Genomic DNA, 13,995 nt, shown 5'->3' with positions numbered 1-13,995 from the left:
TCATCATTGGGCGGGCCCCGACGGCATGGTTTCCGGAACCCTCGCGTATTCGGTGACGACAAAGCCCAGCGGATTGTACAGACGAACCCGGTTGCTGGCGGGAAGATTGATCTGCCGGTAGCGCACCGTGGCAGACCAACGATTGACGACGTCGCCACCGCGCTGGCGCTCCCGCGTCTCAAATCGGACCGCCATGGTCGAGGCATTGAGAGGATTGACCGAGAGGATTTCCGGCTGGATGTCGCCGGTGGCACCAAGCGTCTTCACGGGCCCTCGTGGATTGCTTGGGTTCATCCACGCCTCATACTCCTTGAAGGCGTCCGAGTTCGGTTCCGACCAGAGCGCGATCATGTCGAAGTTATCCGAGAGATAGCGGGGGTCGTAGGTCTCGCGGCGGATGACGTAGTTGCCGACGAAGGAGGCGCGAACGGCCTGGATTTCCGAGACGCTCGACCGATCCTTGTCGAGCGTCGTCACCGTCTCCATGTAGCCGGTGTTCTTGTCCACGATCAGGGGTACGACCTCGGTGCGGACAAGCGGGAAGAGTTGTGCCACCGAAAATGAGAGTATCCCGGCGATAGCCCAGCCGGCCACCGCGAACACAAGCAGGATCAGACCGATCAAGGTCCGAAGCGAACGGTTCTTTTCGCCCCAGGACAAGTGCCGGTCATAGATTTCCTGCGGCCCGGGGACATGATCGGTCGGCGCAGGTGTTGTCTGTCTTCTGAACAATGCCAAGTGTTGCCCTCGAATAACGGTGTCTCGTTCACTCGCTGTTGCGGCGGCGATTGGTCAGCATCCGGCCAAGCGCGCCGACACCTGCCACACTACCGCGGCCGGCAAGTGCTGCCGCCGTCACGGCGCCTCTCGGTCCAGCCAGCATGCCAAGCGCGACGGCTCCCGCCTGCCCGGCCCTCGAATTGCTGGATGCGAGTGTTCTGCGCGCGGCGCTGTAACCGGTATCGACACCGCCTCCACCCGGCACGCCCGAAATTGCCGTCCCGTAGGAAAAGGTTCTGGCGAAATCCGGCACCTGAAAAATGAAATAGGAGATCAGCGCCAGGTAAAGCACCATGGCGAGCACGATCGCCAGCGCATTTTCCTTGGTCGCCATGTCACCGTTGATGGTGTCCATCATGCCGATTAGAAAACCGAAGGACAGGCCGGCCATGATGTAGGTGAAGAGCAGCATGAACATGCCGTAGGCGACGCCCCTCACCCACGCGTCGAAGACAAATCGCGTGGTGCCGAAGAAGTAGCAGAGGATCGCGATCGGCCCGATCGCCAGCATGACGGCGGTGATCATCTTGGCAAACAGCGTGACGCCGGTGAGGATGAGCAGCATCGGCAGCAGACCGAACACCAGCACAATGAACACGACCACGGCGCCAGTAACATTCGGCAGCCATCCCGACTCGTAAGAATTGAAAAGCTGCATGGCGAAGTCGTAGACCTTGCGTGCCATGCTGGCGACCTGCTGGGCCAGATCGGAACCGGCCGACTGGCCGCCCATTGCCGAGGAAATAGCCGAACCGAGATCCTGTGGCGTCGACAGCACGAACTGGCCGATATTGTCGTAGAAGGTAGCCCAGGACATGACCAAGGCGTAAGCCAGCGCGATCTTGAAACCTGTCACCGCCATATCCTGGAGGGAGACAGCAGACAGTCCGAGTGCGCCCCAGAGGAAGTAGAGGATCAGGAAGATCGCCAGGATGGCTGAGACAAGATTGCTGTGTTGAGCAAACAGGCCCCAGGCCCGTTCAAGGGAGGCTTCGTTGATCTTGTCGAAATATCTGAGCGCATCGCCATAGAAATTGATCGCGTAGCTGACTGGATCCATGTCGCATCCTAATTGACAGGCCGCATCGGGCCGCAATCATCCGTGACGGCTCTCGCCAGCGCCTGTTCCGGCCGCGCTGGTTGCGGCGCTCTATCGTAGCCGAGCGCCGGCACCGGGTTTTCGTCGGCCGAGCATTTCGCCAGTTGTTCGTATTTGCCGCCGCAGCCAGTGAGGGCCGCGCAACAAAATGCCAGGATGAGGGTCAGCCTCACTGCTCCTGCTCCTGGAACGCCTTCAACTGATCTCGAACCGAGGCCCCCTGCTGCTCCCCGCCCCCATCACGCATCACGCTGTCGGGAAGGGGTGCGAAGGTCTTGAGGTTCTGCGACGAGGTGGCGAGCGCCGCCTTGTACTGCTGGTTTAAAAGCATGACCTGGTTGTTGAGGGAACCAACGGCCTCATTGGCGGTCTGATTGCCCTGCAGCACCATCTGGGTGTTTTGTTCGAGCGCACCCTTCAGATCCTGAGCCGTGCCGATCTTCTCGGTTGCCTGCATGAACGAGTTCTGCCGATCCTTGGTGGCGCTGTTCATCGCATCCGTCAGCGCCGTCATCGTCGTCAAGGCATTGACCCCTTGCGAATAGGCCTGGTTGGCGCCGGAGAGCTCTCCACCCTTGACGGTATCGACCACCATCTTCACCAAGTTGAGGCCGTTGATAAGTTTGGCGGCCGTATTCTGAAACTCACCGCTGATGCCGCCGAACACGGCTTGGTTTCCCGACAGGATCCTCCCGAAATCCGGCGCTTGCCCCATGCTGAAGCCATTGCCGGTCGCAAGCTTGGCAAACTGGCTGGCATCTTGACTGCGATCGCCGGTGATCGCCTGCAAGGTCTTCGTCGTGTTGTCCTTGACGACCGAGGTGTCCTGCTGGATCTCAGACGACAGTTTCTTGATGTCCTCACTAAGCGAGATGTTTTCCGAATCCTTGACCGGGACCTGCGCGTAAGCATGCGAGACGGCAACGATGCCAAGGGCTGCCGCGATGACAAATGTCTTCATGTGCCTAACCTCTCTTGTCCGTTCAGTTTGCTGTCGGTCTGGCATCGACGACCGTCACCAGGCCCAATACGGGATCCTGCATCGCCGAAAAGGTCGCGATGGTGCCATTGGCGCGTGCCTGTTCCTGCAGGTCATCGAGCCAGCGCTGGATCTGCTCGGTCGTGGCACTCGACGGCACGGCAAAGCAGCGGGTGCTGCCGGTGTCGACGATCGTCGAAGGGCATTGGATTTGCGCCATGACGAGCGAGCCGTCGAAATCTTTGGAATTGCCGCCACCGGAGCCGCGCAAGTTCGCCGATGACGATTGCAGCCCGGCCTGCAGGCGCTGCAGATATTGCTGGTTCGCTTCAATCGATTTCCCAAGCAGATCATTCCAGACCGATCCGCGCTCGACCTGCGCCTGCGTGTTGCGATCGACAGCCTTTTTCAGCTGCTCACCGCAACCGTTCCCGTAGCTCGCGCTTTCGGGCTCGGTGTTGTCGCCAGCTGGTGGGGTTCGGTCGCCATTCTGCGCCTTGTTGCGGCCGTAGTAGGCGGAGACCTTTTTGACATAATCCTGGGTTTCAGGAATGTTCGGGATCTGACCATTCTGCAGCGACTGGCGATATGGCCCGGCATTGTAGCCGGCGGAGATCAGGTCGTAGCGACTGCCGAACATTCCCTGGAGTTGCTTGATGTATTTGACGCCCCCGCGGATATTATCGCGCGTATCGTAGGGATTGACGCCCAGCTGAGCTGCGGTTCCTGGCATCAGCTGCATGACACCGGTGGCGCCGACCGCCGAGCGCGCGGACTGTCGGAAACGCGATTCCTGTTCGGCGATGGCGAGCGCGAAATTCGGATCGACGCCCTGGCGGATCGCCTCGTCCTCGACCATGCGGGCGACTTCCTGCTGACTCGGCGTCCGCTGCGATGATGCCGCCGGTGCGGTATCGCCACTCATGCCACCTGCCGAGCAATCGGCGGGTGCGCCGGAGCCTTGGCCGGGCGCCACGCTGTCCGTCGTTCCGCCCGAGGCGCCTTTCAGTTTCCGGGTATCTGCCTGATAGCCCTGGTACCAGTTCAAGGTCGCCTGCTGGATCTTCTGGCGGGCATTGTCGATGACCGGAACCTGGGCGCGGGTGGCGGCGGGGGCTACCACTGTCGCCAGCGCCAGCACGGCGGCCGTCGCCAGCTCAGGAAGTCTTGCGTTGGTCATCGGACGCTTTTCCCTCCCAGTCGCAAAATCTCGACAGCCAGTTCTTCGGATCGTCTCCGTATTCGTCGAGCAGCATCTCGACCTCGCGAACGGTCTCCTCCCGGCCGGACAAGACCTTGATGAATTCCGGCATGTGGGACATGTCGACACGCGCGATCACGCTGCTCTTCGCCTGCTTGATCAGCATGAAACGCGAGCTCGGGTCGCCGTTCTTGACCCATTCGAATTCGGCCCTCGAGAGTCCGAAATTCTCCATGTAGGAGTGCTCGTCGGCCTTCGGATTGGCAAAGAAGATATTGGTCGACGTTTGCTCGATGATCGTGCGGCTGACGCTGGACTGCACGACGTCGTCGGCCGACTGCGTGCCAAATATCACCAGACCGTTCCGTTTCCGGATGGTCTTGAAGTAGTCCTTCATGGTGCGCTTGAACTCGTCGTCGTCGAGCAGCTTCCAGGCTTCGTCCATCAGGTTGATGATCGGCGCCTTCCCGTCATAAACCTCGTCCAACCGATGGAACATGTAGAGGAGGGCCGCGGTACGCACCGTCGGATCGTCGAGGATCGATGTCATGTCGAAGCCGATCATCGGCCTCGAAATATCCAAATTGTCATCGGCATTGTCGAAGAGCCAGGCATAGGGGCCGCGATCGATCCATTTGTCGAGTCGTGCGATCAGACTGCCTTCGGTCCTCTCGCTTCCAGCGAGCAGCGCCCGCAGCGAGGATAGACGACGATACGACTTGTCCTTCGTCTTAAGGACGGATTTGATCGCGCTACGGATGATCGCTTCTTCCTGTGGCGTCAGGCTCTCGCCTTCCTTCGATGGCTTCAGCATGAAGCTCAAAAGCCGGTACAGGAAAACGCGGTTCTCCTCGGTGTCGTCGAGAAGCAAGGGATTCCAGCCCGCCGGTTCGCCGGGTTCGAGTGTCATGTATCGCCCGCCTGCCGCACGAACCATGATGTCGAGACCACGATCCTTGTCGAAGACGATCGTCTTCAGTCGCGGGCTGACGCGGTAGGCCTGCAGAATCAAGAAAGCCATGATAACGGTCTTGCCTGAACCCGTCGGTCCGAACACCGTCGTGTGCCCGACGTCTCCCTGGTGGAAGTTGAAAAAGAACGGCGTGCCGGAGGTCGTCTCAAAAATGGTGATCGCCGGTCCCCAGTGGTTTCCGTCCGGCTTGCCATAGGGATAGGCGTGAAAACTACTCAAGCCCGCGCAATTGAGCGTCGAGATGAGCGCGCGCCGCGCAATATAGGCCTGGTTGCCAGGCAGTTGCGCCCAGTAAGCCGGCTCGGCGTTCAGATCTTCGCGAACATAGGAGGCGCCAAGCGCCCCAAGCTCGTTTCCGATCAGCGCCACCGCATCGTCGAGTTGAGCCGTCGTCCTTGCGACCGGCATGATGGTGAGGTGATGCTCGGTGAAGGCAACGCGTTTGCGCGCAAGCTCGTCGCGGGCGATGTCGAGATTGGCCTGCACGCTGGAGCCGCCCTCGTCGGCCTTCGACATCTGCCGATCGAGCCTTTCGATGCGGCTGCGCGCAGCCATGTCGTCGATGAACGACATCGACTGGGTCAGCACCATCTCGAAGGGCAGCTTGAGGATGTAGTCGAGCATGCCGGCGCCGGTCTCGGGCGGATATTCCTTCAGCGATACCATCGCGGCATAGCGATCATCGCCTGATGTTTCGCCTTGGAGATGGATGATCCGGTTGCCGATCGACGTGCGCCGCGCCGGCAGCATCTCGTCGATCGGTATGTTGCCGAGACGGATCGGCCGGACACGGCCGCCGTTCAGCAGCGTGTAGAAGAACTCGCATTGCTCCGAGAACCAGATTGTTCGCGTGCCTTCCTCAAGCATCGTGTCGTCGGAGATGGTCCGGTAGATCGTTTTTCCGTCGCCAAGATCGACCTCGGCGCGCCGCACGTCTCGCAAGACTTTCGGACCGTAGGCGGCAAGCGATTTTTCCAGTGCCCTTGTTGCTTCGACAAGCTTGTCGCGCATCGCACGAAACTGCTCCCTGCGCACGACATCGCCGCCGATGCCCATGACACGGGAGAGCGCCGAACCCTTCTTGAACAAGGGCCGTACAACAAGGGACACATAGGTGTCGTTGACGAACATCTCGTTCCTGGAGATGCTCGACTGATAGACGTCATCGAGACGCCGCATGAAGGGATCGGCGAACGCCGATGGCAGCGACGGCGCTACCTTGCGCCTGATGACATGGGTGTAGAGAGCAAAATTGCCGATCGACGAAATCGCGCGGAAAGCGGCGTTCCGCTGCCGCTGCAGCATGTTGATCGTCTCGATATCGGCGGTCTCGAAGGAAAAGCCGGTCAATTGCACTGTGGTGACCAGGCAGTCGTTCTTCAGTCTGATAATGCCGTTTTCGATCGGCACATAGAACGGGACGTGTGTCGATATGCTGCGGTCGGCGAATATCTCCCAACCTTTCGACAAGCTCCCTTTCAACGATCTCGCCATGGTGCCCATCGATCACGCCCCATAGGTCCTGATGCCACCGCCGAGCCTTCGACCCAGAGGATTGACGCCGCACATGCTGAGGCGTCCAACGATCTCGAAAAACCACAGGTCGAGCTTCACCGTCAGCACATAGAGAATGCTGTGAAGGATCACGAAGGAGACCGGGAACCAAAGGATCGAGCCTAAGATCATGAACACCATCAGCGAGATGAAGCATTCCGCCAGAAAGTATGTGTAAGGGATCCCCATGACCGTCGGCGGCCGTGTCAGAGCGAGGATGACCGGATGGCATTCGATGTAGTCGTCCCCGCCGTCGGTGTTGCCGCTGAATGCCGCCATGATTACGATCCACTGCCAGCGAGGAAGTCGACCAGTTCGGCGGCAGCAAACATGCCGGCAAGGCTTCCCCCGACCCGAAGAAGGGCGCCCCAGGACCAGTATCCGAAGGCTGCGGCCAGAAACATGCCGATGAAGGCGATCGCTCCGACCGAGCGGCCGAAGGGGCCGGTAAAGAACTGCACCAGCCGGTCAGCGGCATTTTGCAGCGCATCAAGGTTCTGCGCCGCCGCTGGTTCGAACTGGCTGACAAGCAGGATCAGGCTGGTCGCCAACACCATCGCGGCATTGCCGACCCACTTGCGTTTTGCCCTCGAACGCCAGGCGACGCCGGCATAAAGGACTGCCATTGCGATTACATTCATCAATGCACCTCTTCCTTGACGATTTTAACCGGACCGCCAACGTGGGTCGGTCCGTCTTCCTGGGGGGAGCGGTTCGCCGCTGTGAGCGGATCTGCAACAGAAAAAACAAGCATCGGCGACTTCGCGCGGTCGGCAGTTCCTGCCCGGCGCTTCGAGCCGGATTCCGACGGAACTAACAGGCCGCCATGCATGCCCGTAGCGGTCGCCACCGCGCCAACGTAGAACCCGACGACACGCGTGACATAGTCCGCGGTTTCCCGGATCAGCGGCAAGGAGTGGCGAAGATCGACACGAGGCTCACCGGCATTATAAGCAGAGGCGACAAGCACAGGATTGCGATACTTGTCGATGAGAACACGGAGGAATCGAGTGCCGGCGCGGATATTCTGTTCGGGATCGGTGAGATCATTCGCACCAAAGGCTGCGCCGATCCGCGGCATCACCTGCATCAAACCGACGGCACCGGCAGGACTGACGAGGCGTGGATCGTAGCTCGCATTTTCGGCCCGCATGATCGAGAGCACCCAGTTCGGGTCAACCTCTTCCGCAGCGGCGATCGTCACTGCCAGTTTTGCATATTCTTCGGGAATGCCGGAAAGCAGATCAGCTCGAGGCGGCGCCAACGACTGTTTGGCATCCGAGTTTGGTTCGGCCGCCGGATCAATGACCGGTGTGGCTGGCCTCTGGTCGAAAGAGAAGACGCCGATTGGCGAATGCACGGTGCGATCGCGCCGTGCATTCGCAGTATCAGCCGCTTCTCCTGGTAAACCCGCACGCCGGTTATCAAACTCTTCAACCTTTTCCAATGGGAGAGCACTGGCACCAATCGGACGTTCATCGTTCGGCGCGTCAAAGCGCTGGCTGAAGCTGACCCAATCGATTGTCGGCTGTGGCGGCTGCTTGGCTGCAGCGGCCAGACTTGACCCGGCGATTGGGTTCAACCGGGCTGCCACTCTCCCCACCTTCTCAGTCGTGATACCGCCAGGCCCAACAGCGTGAGCAGGCGTTCCTGAATAGAAGGGCAGACCGCTGTCGCCGGAGTTGGAAGCGAAACCGGTGAGCAGAATTGTCGACATTCCAGCAACCCACAGCGTGCTTCGCGACCATGCCTTTTGCGGTGTTTTCACAGGCGGAAGTGGGATTCGTTTCATGGCCGAACCAGTTCATAATTATACTGCGGTATAAGATTTTGAACTGCATTCCGTTACGGAAATCAACCTTAAAATTTCACTCCGGTATAATTATCGGCAGCGATAGCGATGGCGGGGCGCTCTTTTCCTGAGCAAATTCAGTCGTCTAGCCGCGACCATTTATCTGGCATCCAGCGATATTGGATCTGTTCGCGATCGCCCAGAACACGCGCTAAGCGCACCGCAGTGCCTCCTTTGATCAACACCGGACTGACATCCGTTCCTGATCGAGGCTCATAGATTCGGCAGACGAAATTGGGCAATTCCCTCTGGATCCTCGAGACCGGATAGCAGGACGCGACCTGATAGCGGCTGTCACCGCGACTGATATTAAGACCCGTCTGCTGGACAGGACCGAGGCGTTGGCGTCCAAACCGTGTACCATACTCAAGCTGGCACTCGACGATATTGCTGGCATAGGCTCTGCAAGCGGTGAGGCTGAGGTAAGCAAATGGGACTGGGGGCAGCGGTCGCGTTGGGTGTGTCAGGTCGCCACATCCGGACAACAGGATCAATATAGCCAAAGATCCCGATCGCGTTTTGGAAATCCGCATCGTGTTGCTTTCTAATTTTCCTGCCGATATCCGGCATGGGCAAGGGTTTCGAGGAAGAGATCACGGGCAAGCCGGCAGTAGGGTGATGATGGCTGTGCCAGATGGAGCTGCGTCAGGACCAGTCCGAGATTGGAAACAGTGGCCACTACGACGGCGAGGTCATCATGGAGGGTGTCACGGCAAATCTCCCGACCTTCGTGACCTTTCACAGTGATGGCGTAGTCATTACGCGCGATGCTGTGCCACAGTTCGACGGTACCGGTTTCGCCGCCTGTGCTTTCCGCATCGCAGATCAGCATGAGCGCGTAATCTGGATGCGGCAGGCCGCTTTCCTCGATTGACGTGCCGCCATGGAATTCCGTCAAAACAACGTGCGATGCGAAGAGCAGCATCCGTTCGTTGATCAGCAGACGTCTCTGCCCAAGGCGGACAAAGCCGTTCATGGCGACAGAGCGGGTAGCGGCAGGTGAAAGACTCTCCCCGCAGTGCTGGCAGATCGCCAGCAAGTGATCGTTCCTGAATTTGAACGCGTTGTGAAAGCGGTTGACAATGAACTGCTCGACATTCTTCGTTCGACCACCGAGCGACTCGACGAATGCGAAGGCATCAAGCGGTGTCCATGGCCGCTTCAGAACATCGTTCTCAGAGCTGTCGGCAGCGTTGACGAGGCTCGATGGTCCGACGACAATGCCGGCGGACCGGGTCTGTGCGCCGCAGCCCGGGCAATCGATGGATATCGGAACTTTGTACCATTCCTTCGTCAGTAGGGATCGATTGTGTGTCAGATGCAGACCCGGTTGTTAACAGCGTAGAGGGCGCGCAGGTGGTGTTCTGATCTCCGACCTTACCCCTCGCGCAGCGAGCTATACTTATACTCCAGTATAATATTTTATCAACCAGATGAGGCCGCCTGAGGGCTTCAAATGCTGCGGAGACGACCTGCCGCAACATCCGACGCATGAGGGTTATATTGAGCAAGGGGCGCCGCCCACATCAATGGAAGCACCAAAACCCGATGAAGCGGTCCCTCCCGCTGACGCGGCAGAGTCTTCGCTGCCACAGCCAGCCAGGAACTGCCTCCAAGATGATTGCTGAATAGCATTCACTATCGTCAAACAACGACGAAGCAGCCATCGTTGCATGAACCCTTCCCTCAATCAGTTCAGGAGATTCTATGCAGCGACGTCAACAAATCGAGCAGGAGACACGCAAGAAGATTTCCGATCCGTATGACGTCGACTACTTCGCCAAGAAGCACGGGATAAGCCTCAAAGATGCCGCTCGGATCATCAACCTCCATCGCTCGGACAGGGACTCCTCTGATCGGGCGGCATACCATCTGAAAGACTCGTGTTGAAGACCGAGGCTCGCCGTAAGGTCGTTTGCCTCACCCGCAGCCACGCACAAACGAGGTCTTGAACCCGCACCTGCTGATGATCTGAGTTCGCACTGTCGGCGATCTATCCGTCGCGACGACTGCTCAGCGCACGCCTGGCAGCTTTCCTGCAATTTCTCAAGCAGACGGTTCCCAACGAAATGCCCGATGAACTGGCGGCTTACGTTGGCAAATGGCAGGTAAGAGCCTCCCCGCTAAAAGTAGCCGAGACATCATTCGCAAGATCGCTCATCAGCGCAATCGCCGAACCGCGGATTCGCGAAATCATCTACCGGCTCATACGCGCAATCCGCAAAACGCCGCTTTGCTCAACCACCTATTCGCCGAAATCGTCGATGAGTAATAAACGCCATCGCCGGTTCGCCGATGCGCGGAGTTGGCGAAGCACCCCATCGCCCATTATCCCAGCCGCACAATCGCGGACGAACCTATTCGCTGCTCCACCGACCAGCCCAACCGCCGAAACGCGAGAACGCCGGATCTCTCTTCTACCGATTGGCGAAACGGGGGAATTGCCCGCCCGCCGATTCACCGACTAACGATTCAAGGTGGCGCCGTGAGGAGGTGCCTCTTTCTGCCGCCGAACGAACTCTACCAGGACCAAGTCCATGTCCGGGCAGACCCTACGCCTGCGAATAAGCGGTGACAGATTCCGGCACTGATCACGCCTCTCGGCAATCGCCCCTCGGGCGAAAACGGCTAATGGTATACCGTTAGCCTATCCTGCCATCTCTCAAGAAATCTGTCTGGCCCACCGTGCCCGAGGCGCCGATGCTGTTGCGAGTCGCCAGACAAAGCAACAGCGATCACGGGCTCATTGCCTGTGATCCGCGCCGGAGGAACAGCACAGTGGGCCGGACAGATTTCTTGAGAGATGCTGAAGCAAGCCGTCGTCGTGAGCAGTCGAGAGGACCGTGACCGGAGGGAACGGCCTCGACGACATGCGAACGATGAGACGGCGAGCGCACCGCAGGAGTGGACGCGCACCTGGAGCGGATGCCCGAAGCAGGAGGGCGCAGCGCAAGGTACTCGTCCTCTCCGTCTTGTTTGGGGAAGTCGCGGCAGCGTCCGCCTACCGGCCCGACGGGCCGGGCGGGTCTCAACCCGCACCACAGGGAGAGAGGAGTTGAGGGGAGAGGCGGCAAGTCCCTCCCCTCAAGACCGCGCGCAGGCTCGACGCCCGCGAGCGGTCAAGCCAGCAGAAAAGGCGAGAGACGGCCGTAGCCGCCCCTCGCCGGCGCATCAACCGTAGATGACACGGGCGATGCTGATACCAATGCCCGCCTCGCTGCGGATGGCGCGCATGATCGGGGCGAGCGTGCCCAACTCGGCGTCGGTGAGGGCGACAAGGCTCGGATAACTGATCTCGATGCCGTCGCAATCGGCCGCGAGCGCATAGTGCCAGTCGCCGCCGTTCACACGGTACTCGTGAGTGTCGACGTCGATTTCGAGATGATCAAGCAGCGTGATCCGGAAACGGGCAAGCCATTCCTCTTCGCCGTGAAGCTGGAAAGCGGCGAGGCCTCCCTCGTCCGGCTCGTTGGCAAGCTGGCGCTCCAGTGCCGTGATGGATTGCACCCGCGCAATTGCACATGCCAGTCCCTCGCTCAGCTTGTCATGCAGTTCCAATAGGAATTCATCTTCGCAACCCAAGCGATTTGCGAGGACGGTGAGCCTGAAGCCCGCAAGCACTGCGAGCTGATGGACGTAGTACCAGTCATTGGACATTGTAGTGTCTCCTTTCCGTCTCTGACGAAAGGAGGCCGCACCGTAGCCGCGAGGGGTCAGGGATCGCGGACGCGACCGCCAGCGGCGGCAAGCGGAGGAACCGATTTTCTGGTGATGGCCCGAAGGGACGGCGACTGAAAATTGGAGGGGCCGCGCAGTCCTTGACGCCGGAGTGGCGGGTGCACAATGGGACGTCAGAGAGAGAGATAGACCACGGCGCCGCCAGGCGCCGTGTCCGTATCCGGCGTCCAGCCGGCCATGCAGTCTATCCTCGTCCACCATCGCGGAGACTTCGCGCCGCCGGAGCAGCAGGCGCGAGAGGGGCGTGACCCGAAGGGCGGAGACCGCTTGCGGGCTCCGTGAGCGAGAGCGAATAGCACCGTCCGCCGCAGGCGGCTCGCCCGGATCATCGGCTGGCAACCCATCATCAGCATGAATCAATCGAGACCGACCGATTCAAATATGTCGTTGGACGCCAAGTCGGCCTTACCCGATTCTCCGTGTGATGATTGCGCAACGCTACCAGCTCTATGTCGAACGCACCGACGCTTCGAAAAACATGGCCCGCTACTATGCCATGTCGATCGAGCCCAACCTGTTCGGCGAGGCCTGTCTCATCCGCCGGTGGGGTCGTATCGGCGCCAGAGGTCAAAGGCGGGAACATCATTTCACGCGGGAGGAAGAGGCAGTCAGGCTCTTCCTTCAGCTTTTGCGAAAGAGGCGGTCGCGCGGATACAGGCCGAAACCGCATATACGGCAAGATGCGTCGGGTGATCGATAGCGAAGGGAGTGCCGTGGGGCGGATGCATCCTCATGTCGATTGGCATGGGATCGAAACAGGAGTGGTGGTGTCCGACCGCTTTCGCCGTTTCCTTAGGAAACACCGCAGGATCTGGCACGTGCCGATGGCGAAGCGATGCTTCGGGCCTGAAGCGCCGGTCGATCCGGCGCGTCGGTCCAGGCGACATGGCGAAAGCCACCCTCAAAAGGGTGGCTCGGCGCTGAGGCGGCCTTCCTCTTCTGCCGCCAGGACCTCGCGCTCGGCCAGTGCCAGCTCGAGCTCCGCCTCGATCTGACGACGTTCGTCCGGGTGCGCGTTCCGCAACTCGGCCTGCAGTTCCACGATGGTCCGATCCAGTTCGTTTGTCATTGTCGTCGTCTCCTTGACGTTTGTGAAAGACAAGCGCTCCGGTCATGGCGGGATGGAGGGGTCAAGGATCGCAGAGCGACCGGCGGAGCCGGCGAGTGGGGGAGCCGAATTTCTGGTTCGGGCCGCAGGTCCGGGCCTGAAATTTGGGGGGACCGCTCGTCCTTGAGGCCTTCATGCCGCCATGGCATCCTCGGCCGAACTGAGCAGACATTCCCTCAGGTATGGCACCAGAGATCCGCAAGCGGGCTCGATGCCCGCTTGCGGATCCACCATGCAGACCCACGGTGATGGCTCAAAGTCCTTGGTAGTTGTGGAAAAATGGGCAAATCGTTGATCTTGACGCGGTGCGTCGATGACAGCGCTTTGATCCCCTGTCAGGGATTCTCGCATTAACGTTGATGCGGAGAAGAAAATGACCACAACCAATGAAATCGCCGACAAGATCGCCGGCCAACACAGCCTCACCAAGGCCCAGGGAAAGGCGATCGTCGAAGCGGTGATTGCATCGATCACCGAGGCAGCCGTTGCCGGCAACGAGACGTCCCTCCCCGGCTTCGGCAAGTTCAAGGTGAAGTCGACACCCGAGCGCGAGGCACGCAACCCGTCGACCGGCGCGACAATCAAGGTTGCCGCGGCCAAAAAGTTAGCCTTTACCCCGGCCAAGGCATTGAAGGATGCGCTGAACAAGTGATCTTCTCAGCCAAGCAAAAAAATAGCCCGGCGCCGTGCCGGGCTATTTTCGTTTTGGGT

Annotated in this window: 15 protein-coding genes and 1 pseudogene; 4 read left to right on the top strand and 12 right to left on the bottom strand. The window is 59.7% G+C overall.

Annotated features, from left to right (window positions below):
• Positions 1 to 3: 3 nt before the first annotated feature.
• The 10 genes from A7X77_RS10375 to A7X77_RS33860 all read right to left on the bottom strand — a co-directional run bounded on the left by A7X77_RS10375 (position 4) and on the right by A7X77_RS33860 (position 9,477).
• Positions 4 to 738 (bottom strand): virB8 family protein, encoded by a 735-nt coding sequence (locus A7X77_RS10375; protein ID WP_029875118.1) that lies wholly within the window; start codon positions 736 to 738, stop codon positions 4 to 6.
• Between the two features lie 28 nt (positions 739 to 766).
• Positions 767 to 1,840 carry a type IV secretion system protein gene (locus A7X77_RS10370; RefSeq protein WP_029875117.1) on the bottom strand — a complete coding sequence of 358 codons (1,074 nt, stop codon included), beginning with the start codon at positions 1,838 to 1,840 and terminating at the stop codon, positions 767 to 769.
• A gap of 8 nt (positions 1,841 to 1,848) precedes the next feature.
• Entirely contained in the window at positions 1,849 to 2,052 is a 204-nt protein-coding gene (locus A7X77_RS10365; RefSeq protein ID WP_029875116.1) for a hypothetical protein, read from the bottom strand.
• A complete protein-coding gene (locus A7X77_RS10360) occupies positions 2,049 to 2,840 on the bottom strand; it encodes a hypothetical protein (RefSeq protein WP_033182407.1) in 792 nt (263 codons plus the stop codon). Before A7X77_RS10360 ends, A7X77_RS10365 begins: the two co-directional genes overlap by 4 nt.
• 22 nt (positions 2,841 to 2,862) lie before the next feature.
• On the bottom strand, positions 2,863 to 4,038 hold the full coding sequence (locus tag A7X77_RS10355; RefSeq protein WP_064682860.1) for a lytic transglycosylase domain-containing protein: 1,176 nt from the start codon (positions 4,036 to 4,038) through the stop codon (positions 2,863 to 2,865).
• Positions 4,016 to 6,535, bottom strand: a complete 2,520-nt coding sequence (locus A7X77_RS10350) for a VirB4 family type IV secretion/conjugal transfer ATPase (RefSeq protein WP_064682859.1) — start codon at positions 6,533 to 6,535, stop codon at positions 4,016 to 4,018. Before A7X77_RS10350 ends, A7X77_RS10355 begins: the two co-directional genes overlap by 23 nt.
• A gap of 3 nt (positions 6,536 to 6,538) precedes the next feature.
• Complete coding sequence (locus tag A7X77_RS10345) at positions 6,539 to 6,865, bottom strand: VirB3 family type IV secretion system protein (protein WP_026154667.1); 327 nt, start codon at positions 6,863 to 6,865, stop codon at positions 6,539 to 6,541.
• Positions 6,866 to 6,867: 2 nt separating this feature from the next.
• A complete protein-coding gene (locus A7X77_RS10340; protein ID WP_064682858.1) occupies positions 6,868 to 7,227 on the bottom strand; it encodes a TrbC/VirB2 family protein in 360 nt (119 codons plus the stop codon).
• Positions 7,227 to 8,303, bottom strand: a complete 1,077-nt coding sequence (locus tag A7X77_RS10335) for a lytic transglycosylase domain-containing protein (RefSeq protein WP_064682857.1) — start codon at positions 8,301 to 8,303, stop codon at positions 7,227 to 7,229. The genes A7X77_RS10340 and A7X77_RS10335 overlap by 1 nt, the downstream gene beginning before the upstream one ends.
• Positions 8,304 to 8,982: 679 nt before the next feature.
• The gene (locus tag A7X77_RS33860; RefSeq protein WP_245293724.1) at positions 8,983 to 9,477 is read right to left on the bottom strand and encodes a hypothetical protein; all 495 of its coding nucleotides are present in this window, start codon (positions 9,475 to 9,477) and stop codon (positions 8,983 to 8,985) included.
• A 668-nt stretch (positions 9,478 to 10,145) separates the two neighbouring features.
• Between A7X77_RS33860 and A7X77_RS10325 the strand changes: the two genes are divergently transcribed.
• Positions 10,146 to 10,328, top strand: coding sequence for a hypothetical protein (locus A7X77_RS10325; protein ID WP_029875109.1), 183 nt, complete (start codon positions 10,146 to 10,148; stop codon positions 10,326 to 10,328).
• Positions 10,329 to 10,426: 98 nt separating this feature from the next.
• Positions 10,427 to 10,540 (top strand): annotated as a pseudogene (locus A7X77_RS33855) (LysR family transcriptional regulator); the annotation flags it as partial.
• A 1,069-nt stretch (positions 10,541 to 11,609) separates the two neighbouring features.
• On the opposite strand, the gene A7X77_RS10320 reads toward A7X77_RS33855, so the two are convergent.
• Positions 11,610 to 12,095 carry a hypothetical protein gene (locus A7X77_RS10320; RefSeq protein ID WP_064682855.1) on the bottom strand — a complete coding sequence of 162 codons (486 nt, stop codon included), beginning with the start codon at positions 12,093 to 12,095 and terminating at the stop codon, positions 11,610 to 11,612.
• Between the two features lie 505 nt (positions 12,096 to 12,600).
• Here A7X77_RS10320 and A7X77_RS10315 point away from each other — a divergent pair.
• Positions 12,601 to 12,876, top strand: a complete 276-nt coding sequence (locus A7X77_RS10315) for a WGR domain-containing protein (protein WP_064682854.1) — start codon at positions 12,601 to 12,603, stop codon at positions 12,874 to 12,876.
• 201 nt (positions 12,877 to 13,077) lie between these two features.
• Here the strand turns inward: A7X77_RS10315 and A7X77_RS33455 are convergent, their stop codons facing one another.
• Positions 13,078 to 13,245 (bottom strand): hypothetical protein, encoded by a 168-nt coding sequence (locus A7X77_RS33455; protein WP_167378986.1) that lies wholly within the window; start codon positions 13,243 to 13,245, stop codon positions 13,078 to 13,080.
• Positions 13,246 to 13,657: 412 nt separating this feature from the next.
• Between A7X77_RS33455 and A7X77_RS10310 the strand changes: the two genes are divergently transcribed.
• The gene (locus A7X77_RS10310; protein ID WP_064682853.1) at positions 13,658 to 13,936 is read left to right on the top strand and encodes an HU family DNA-binding protein; all 279 of its coding nucleotides are present in this window, start codon (positions 13,658 to 13,660) and stop codon (positions 13,934 to 13,936) included.
• The last annotated feature ends 59 nt before the right edge of the window (positions 13,937 to 13,995 follow it).

The sequence above is a fragment of the Rhizobium bangladeshense genome, from assembly GCF_001662075.1.
GTDB classification, from domain to species: Bacteria; Pseudomonadota; Alphaproteobacteria; order Rhizobiales; family Rhizobiaceae; genus Rhizobium; species Rhizobium bangladeshense_B.
Note: the sequence above shows the minus strand (reverse complement) of the source record. Positions and strands in the feature narration are given on the sequence as shown.

Bases quoted from the DNA above. Each gene is read 5' to 3' on its own strand.
- A7X77_RS10370 (WP_029875117.1), bottom strand. From the start codon at position 1,840: ATGGATCCAGTCAGCTACGCGATCAATTTCTATGGCGATGCGCTCAGA.
- A7X77_RS10360 (WP_033182407.1), bottom strand. From the start codon at position 2,840: ATGAAGACATTTGTCATCGCGGCAGCCCTTGGCATCGTTGCCGTCTCG.
- A7X77_RS10355 (WP_064682860.1), bottom strand. From the start codon at position 4,038: ATGACCAACGCAAGACTTCCTGAGCTGGCGACGGCCGCCGTGCTGGCG.
- A7X77_RS10350 (WP_064682859.1), bottom strand. From the start codon at position 6,535: ATGGGCACCATGGCGAGATCGTTGAAAGGGAGCTTGTCGAAAGGTTGG.
- A7X77_RS10345 (WP_026154667.1), bottom strand. From the start codon at position 6,865: ATGGCGGCATTCAGCGGCAACACCGACGGCGGGGACGACTACATCGAA.
- A7X77_RS10340 (WP_064682858.1), bottom strand. From the start codon at position 7,227: ATGAATGTAATCGCAATGGCAGTCCTTTATGCCGGCGTCGCCTGGCGT.
- A7X77_RS10335 (WP_064682857.1), bottom strand. From the start codon at position 8,303: ATGTCGACAATTCTGCTCACCGGTTTCGCTTCCAACTCCGGCGACAGC.
- A7X77_RS10325 (WP_029875109.1), top strand. From the start codon at position 10,146: ATGCAGCGACGTCAACAAATCGAGCAGGAGACACGCAAGAAGATTTCC.
- A7X77_RS10320 (WP_064682855.1), bottom strand. From the start codon at position 12,095: ATGTCCAATGACTGGTACTACGTCCATCAGCTCGCAGTGCTTGCGGGC.
- A7X77_RS10315 (WP_064682854.1), top strand. From the start codon at position 12,601: ATGATTGCGCAACGCTACCAGCTCTATGTCGAACGCACCGACGCTTCG.
- A7X77_RS33455 (WP_167378986.1), bottom strand. From the start codon at position 13,245: ATGACAAACGAACTGGATCGGACCATCGTGGAACTGCAGGCCGAGTTG.
- A7X77_RS10310 (WP_064682853.1), top strand. From the start codon at position 13,658: ATGACCACAACCAATGAAATCGCCGACAAGATCGCCGGCCAACACAGC.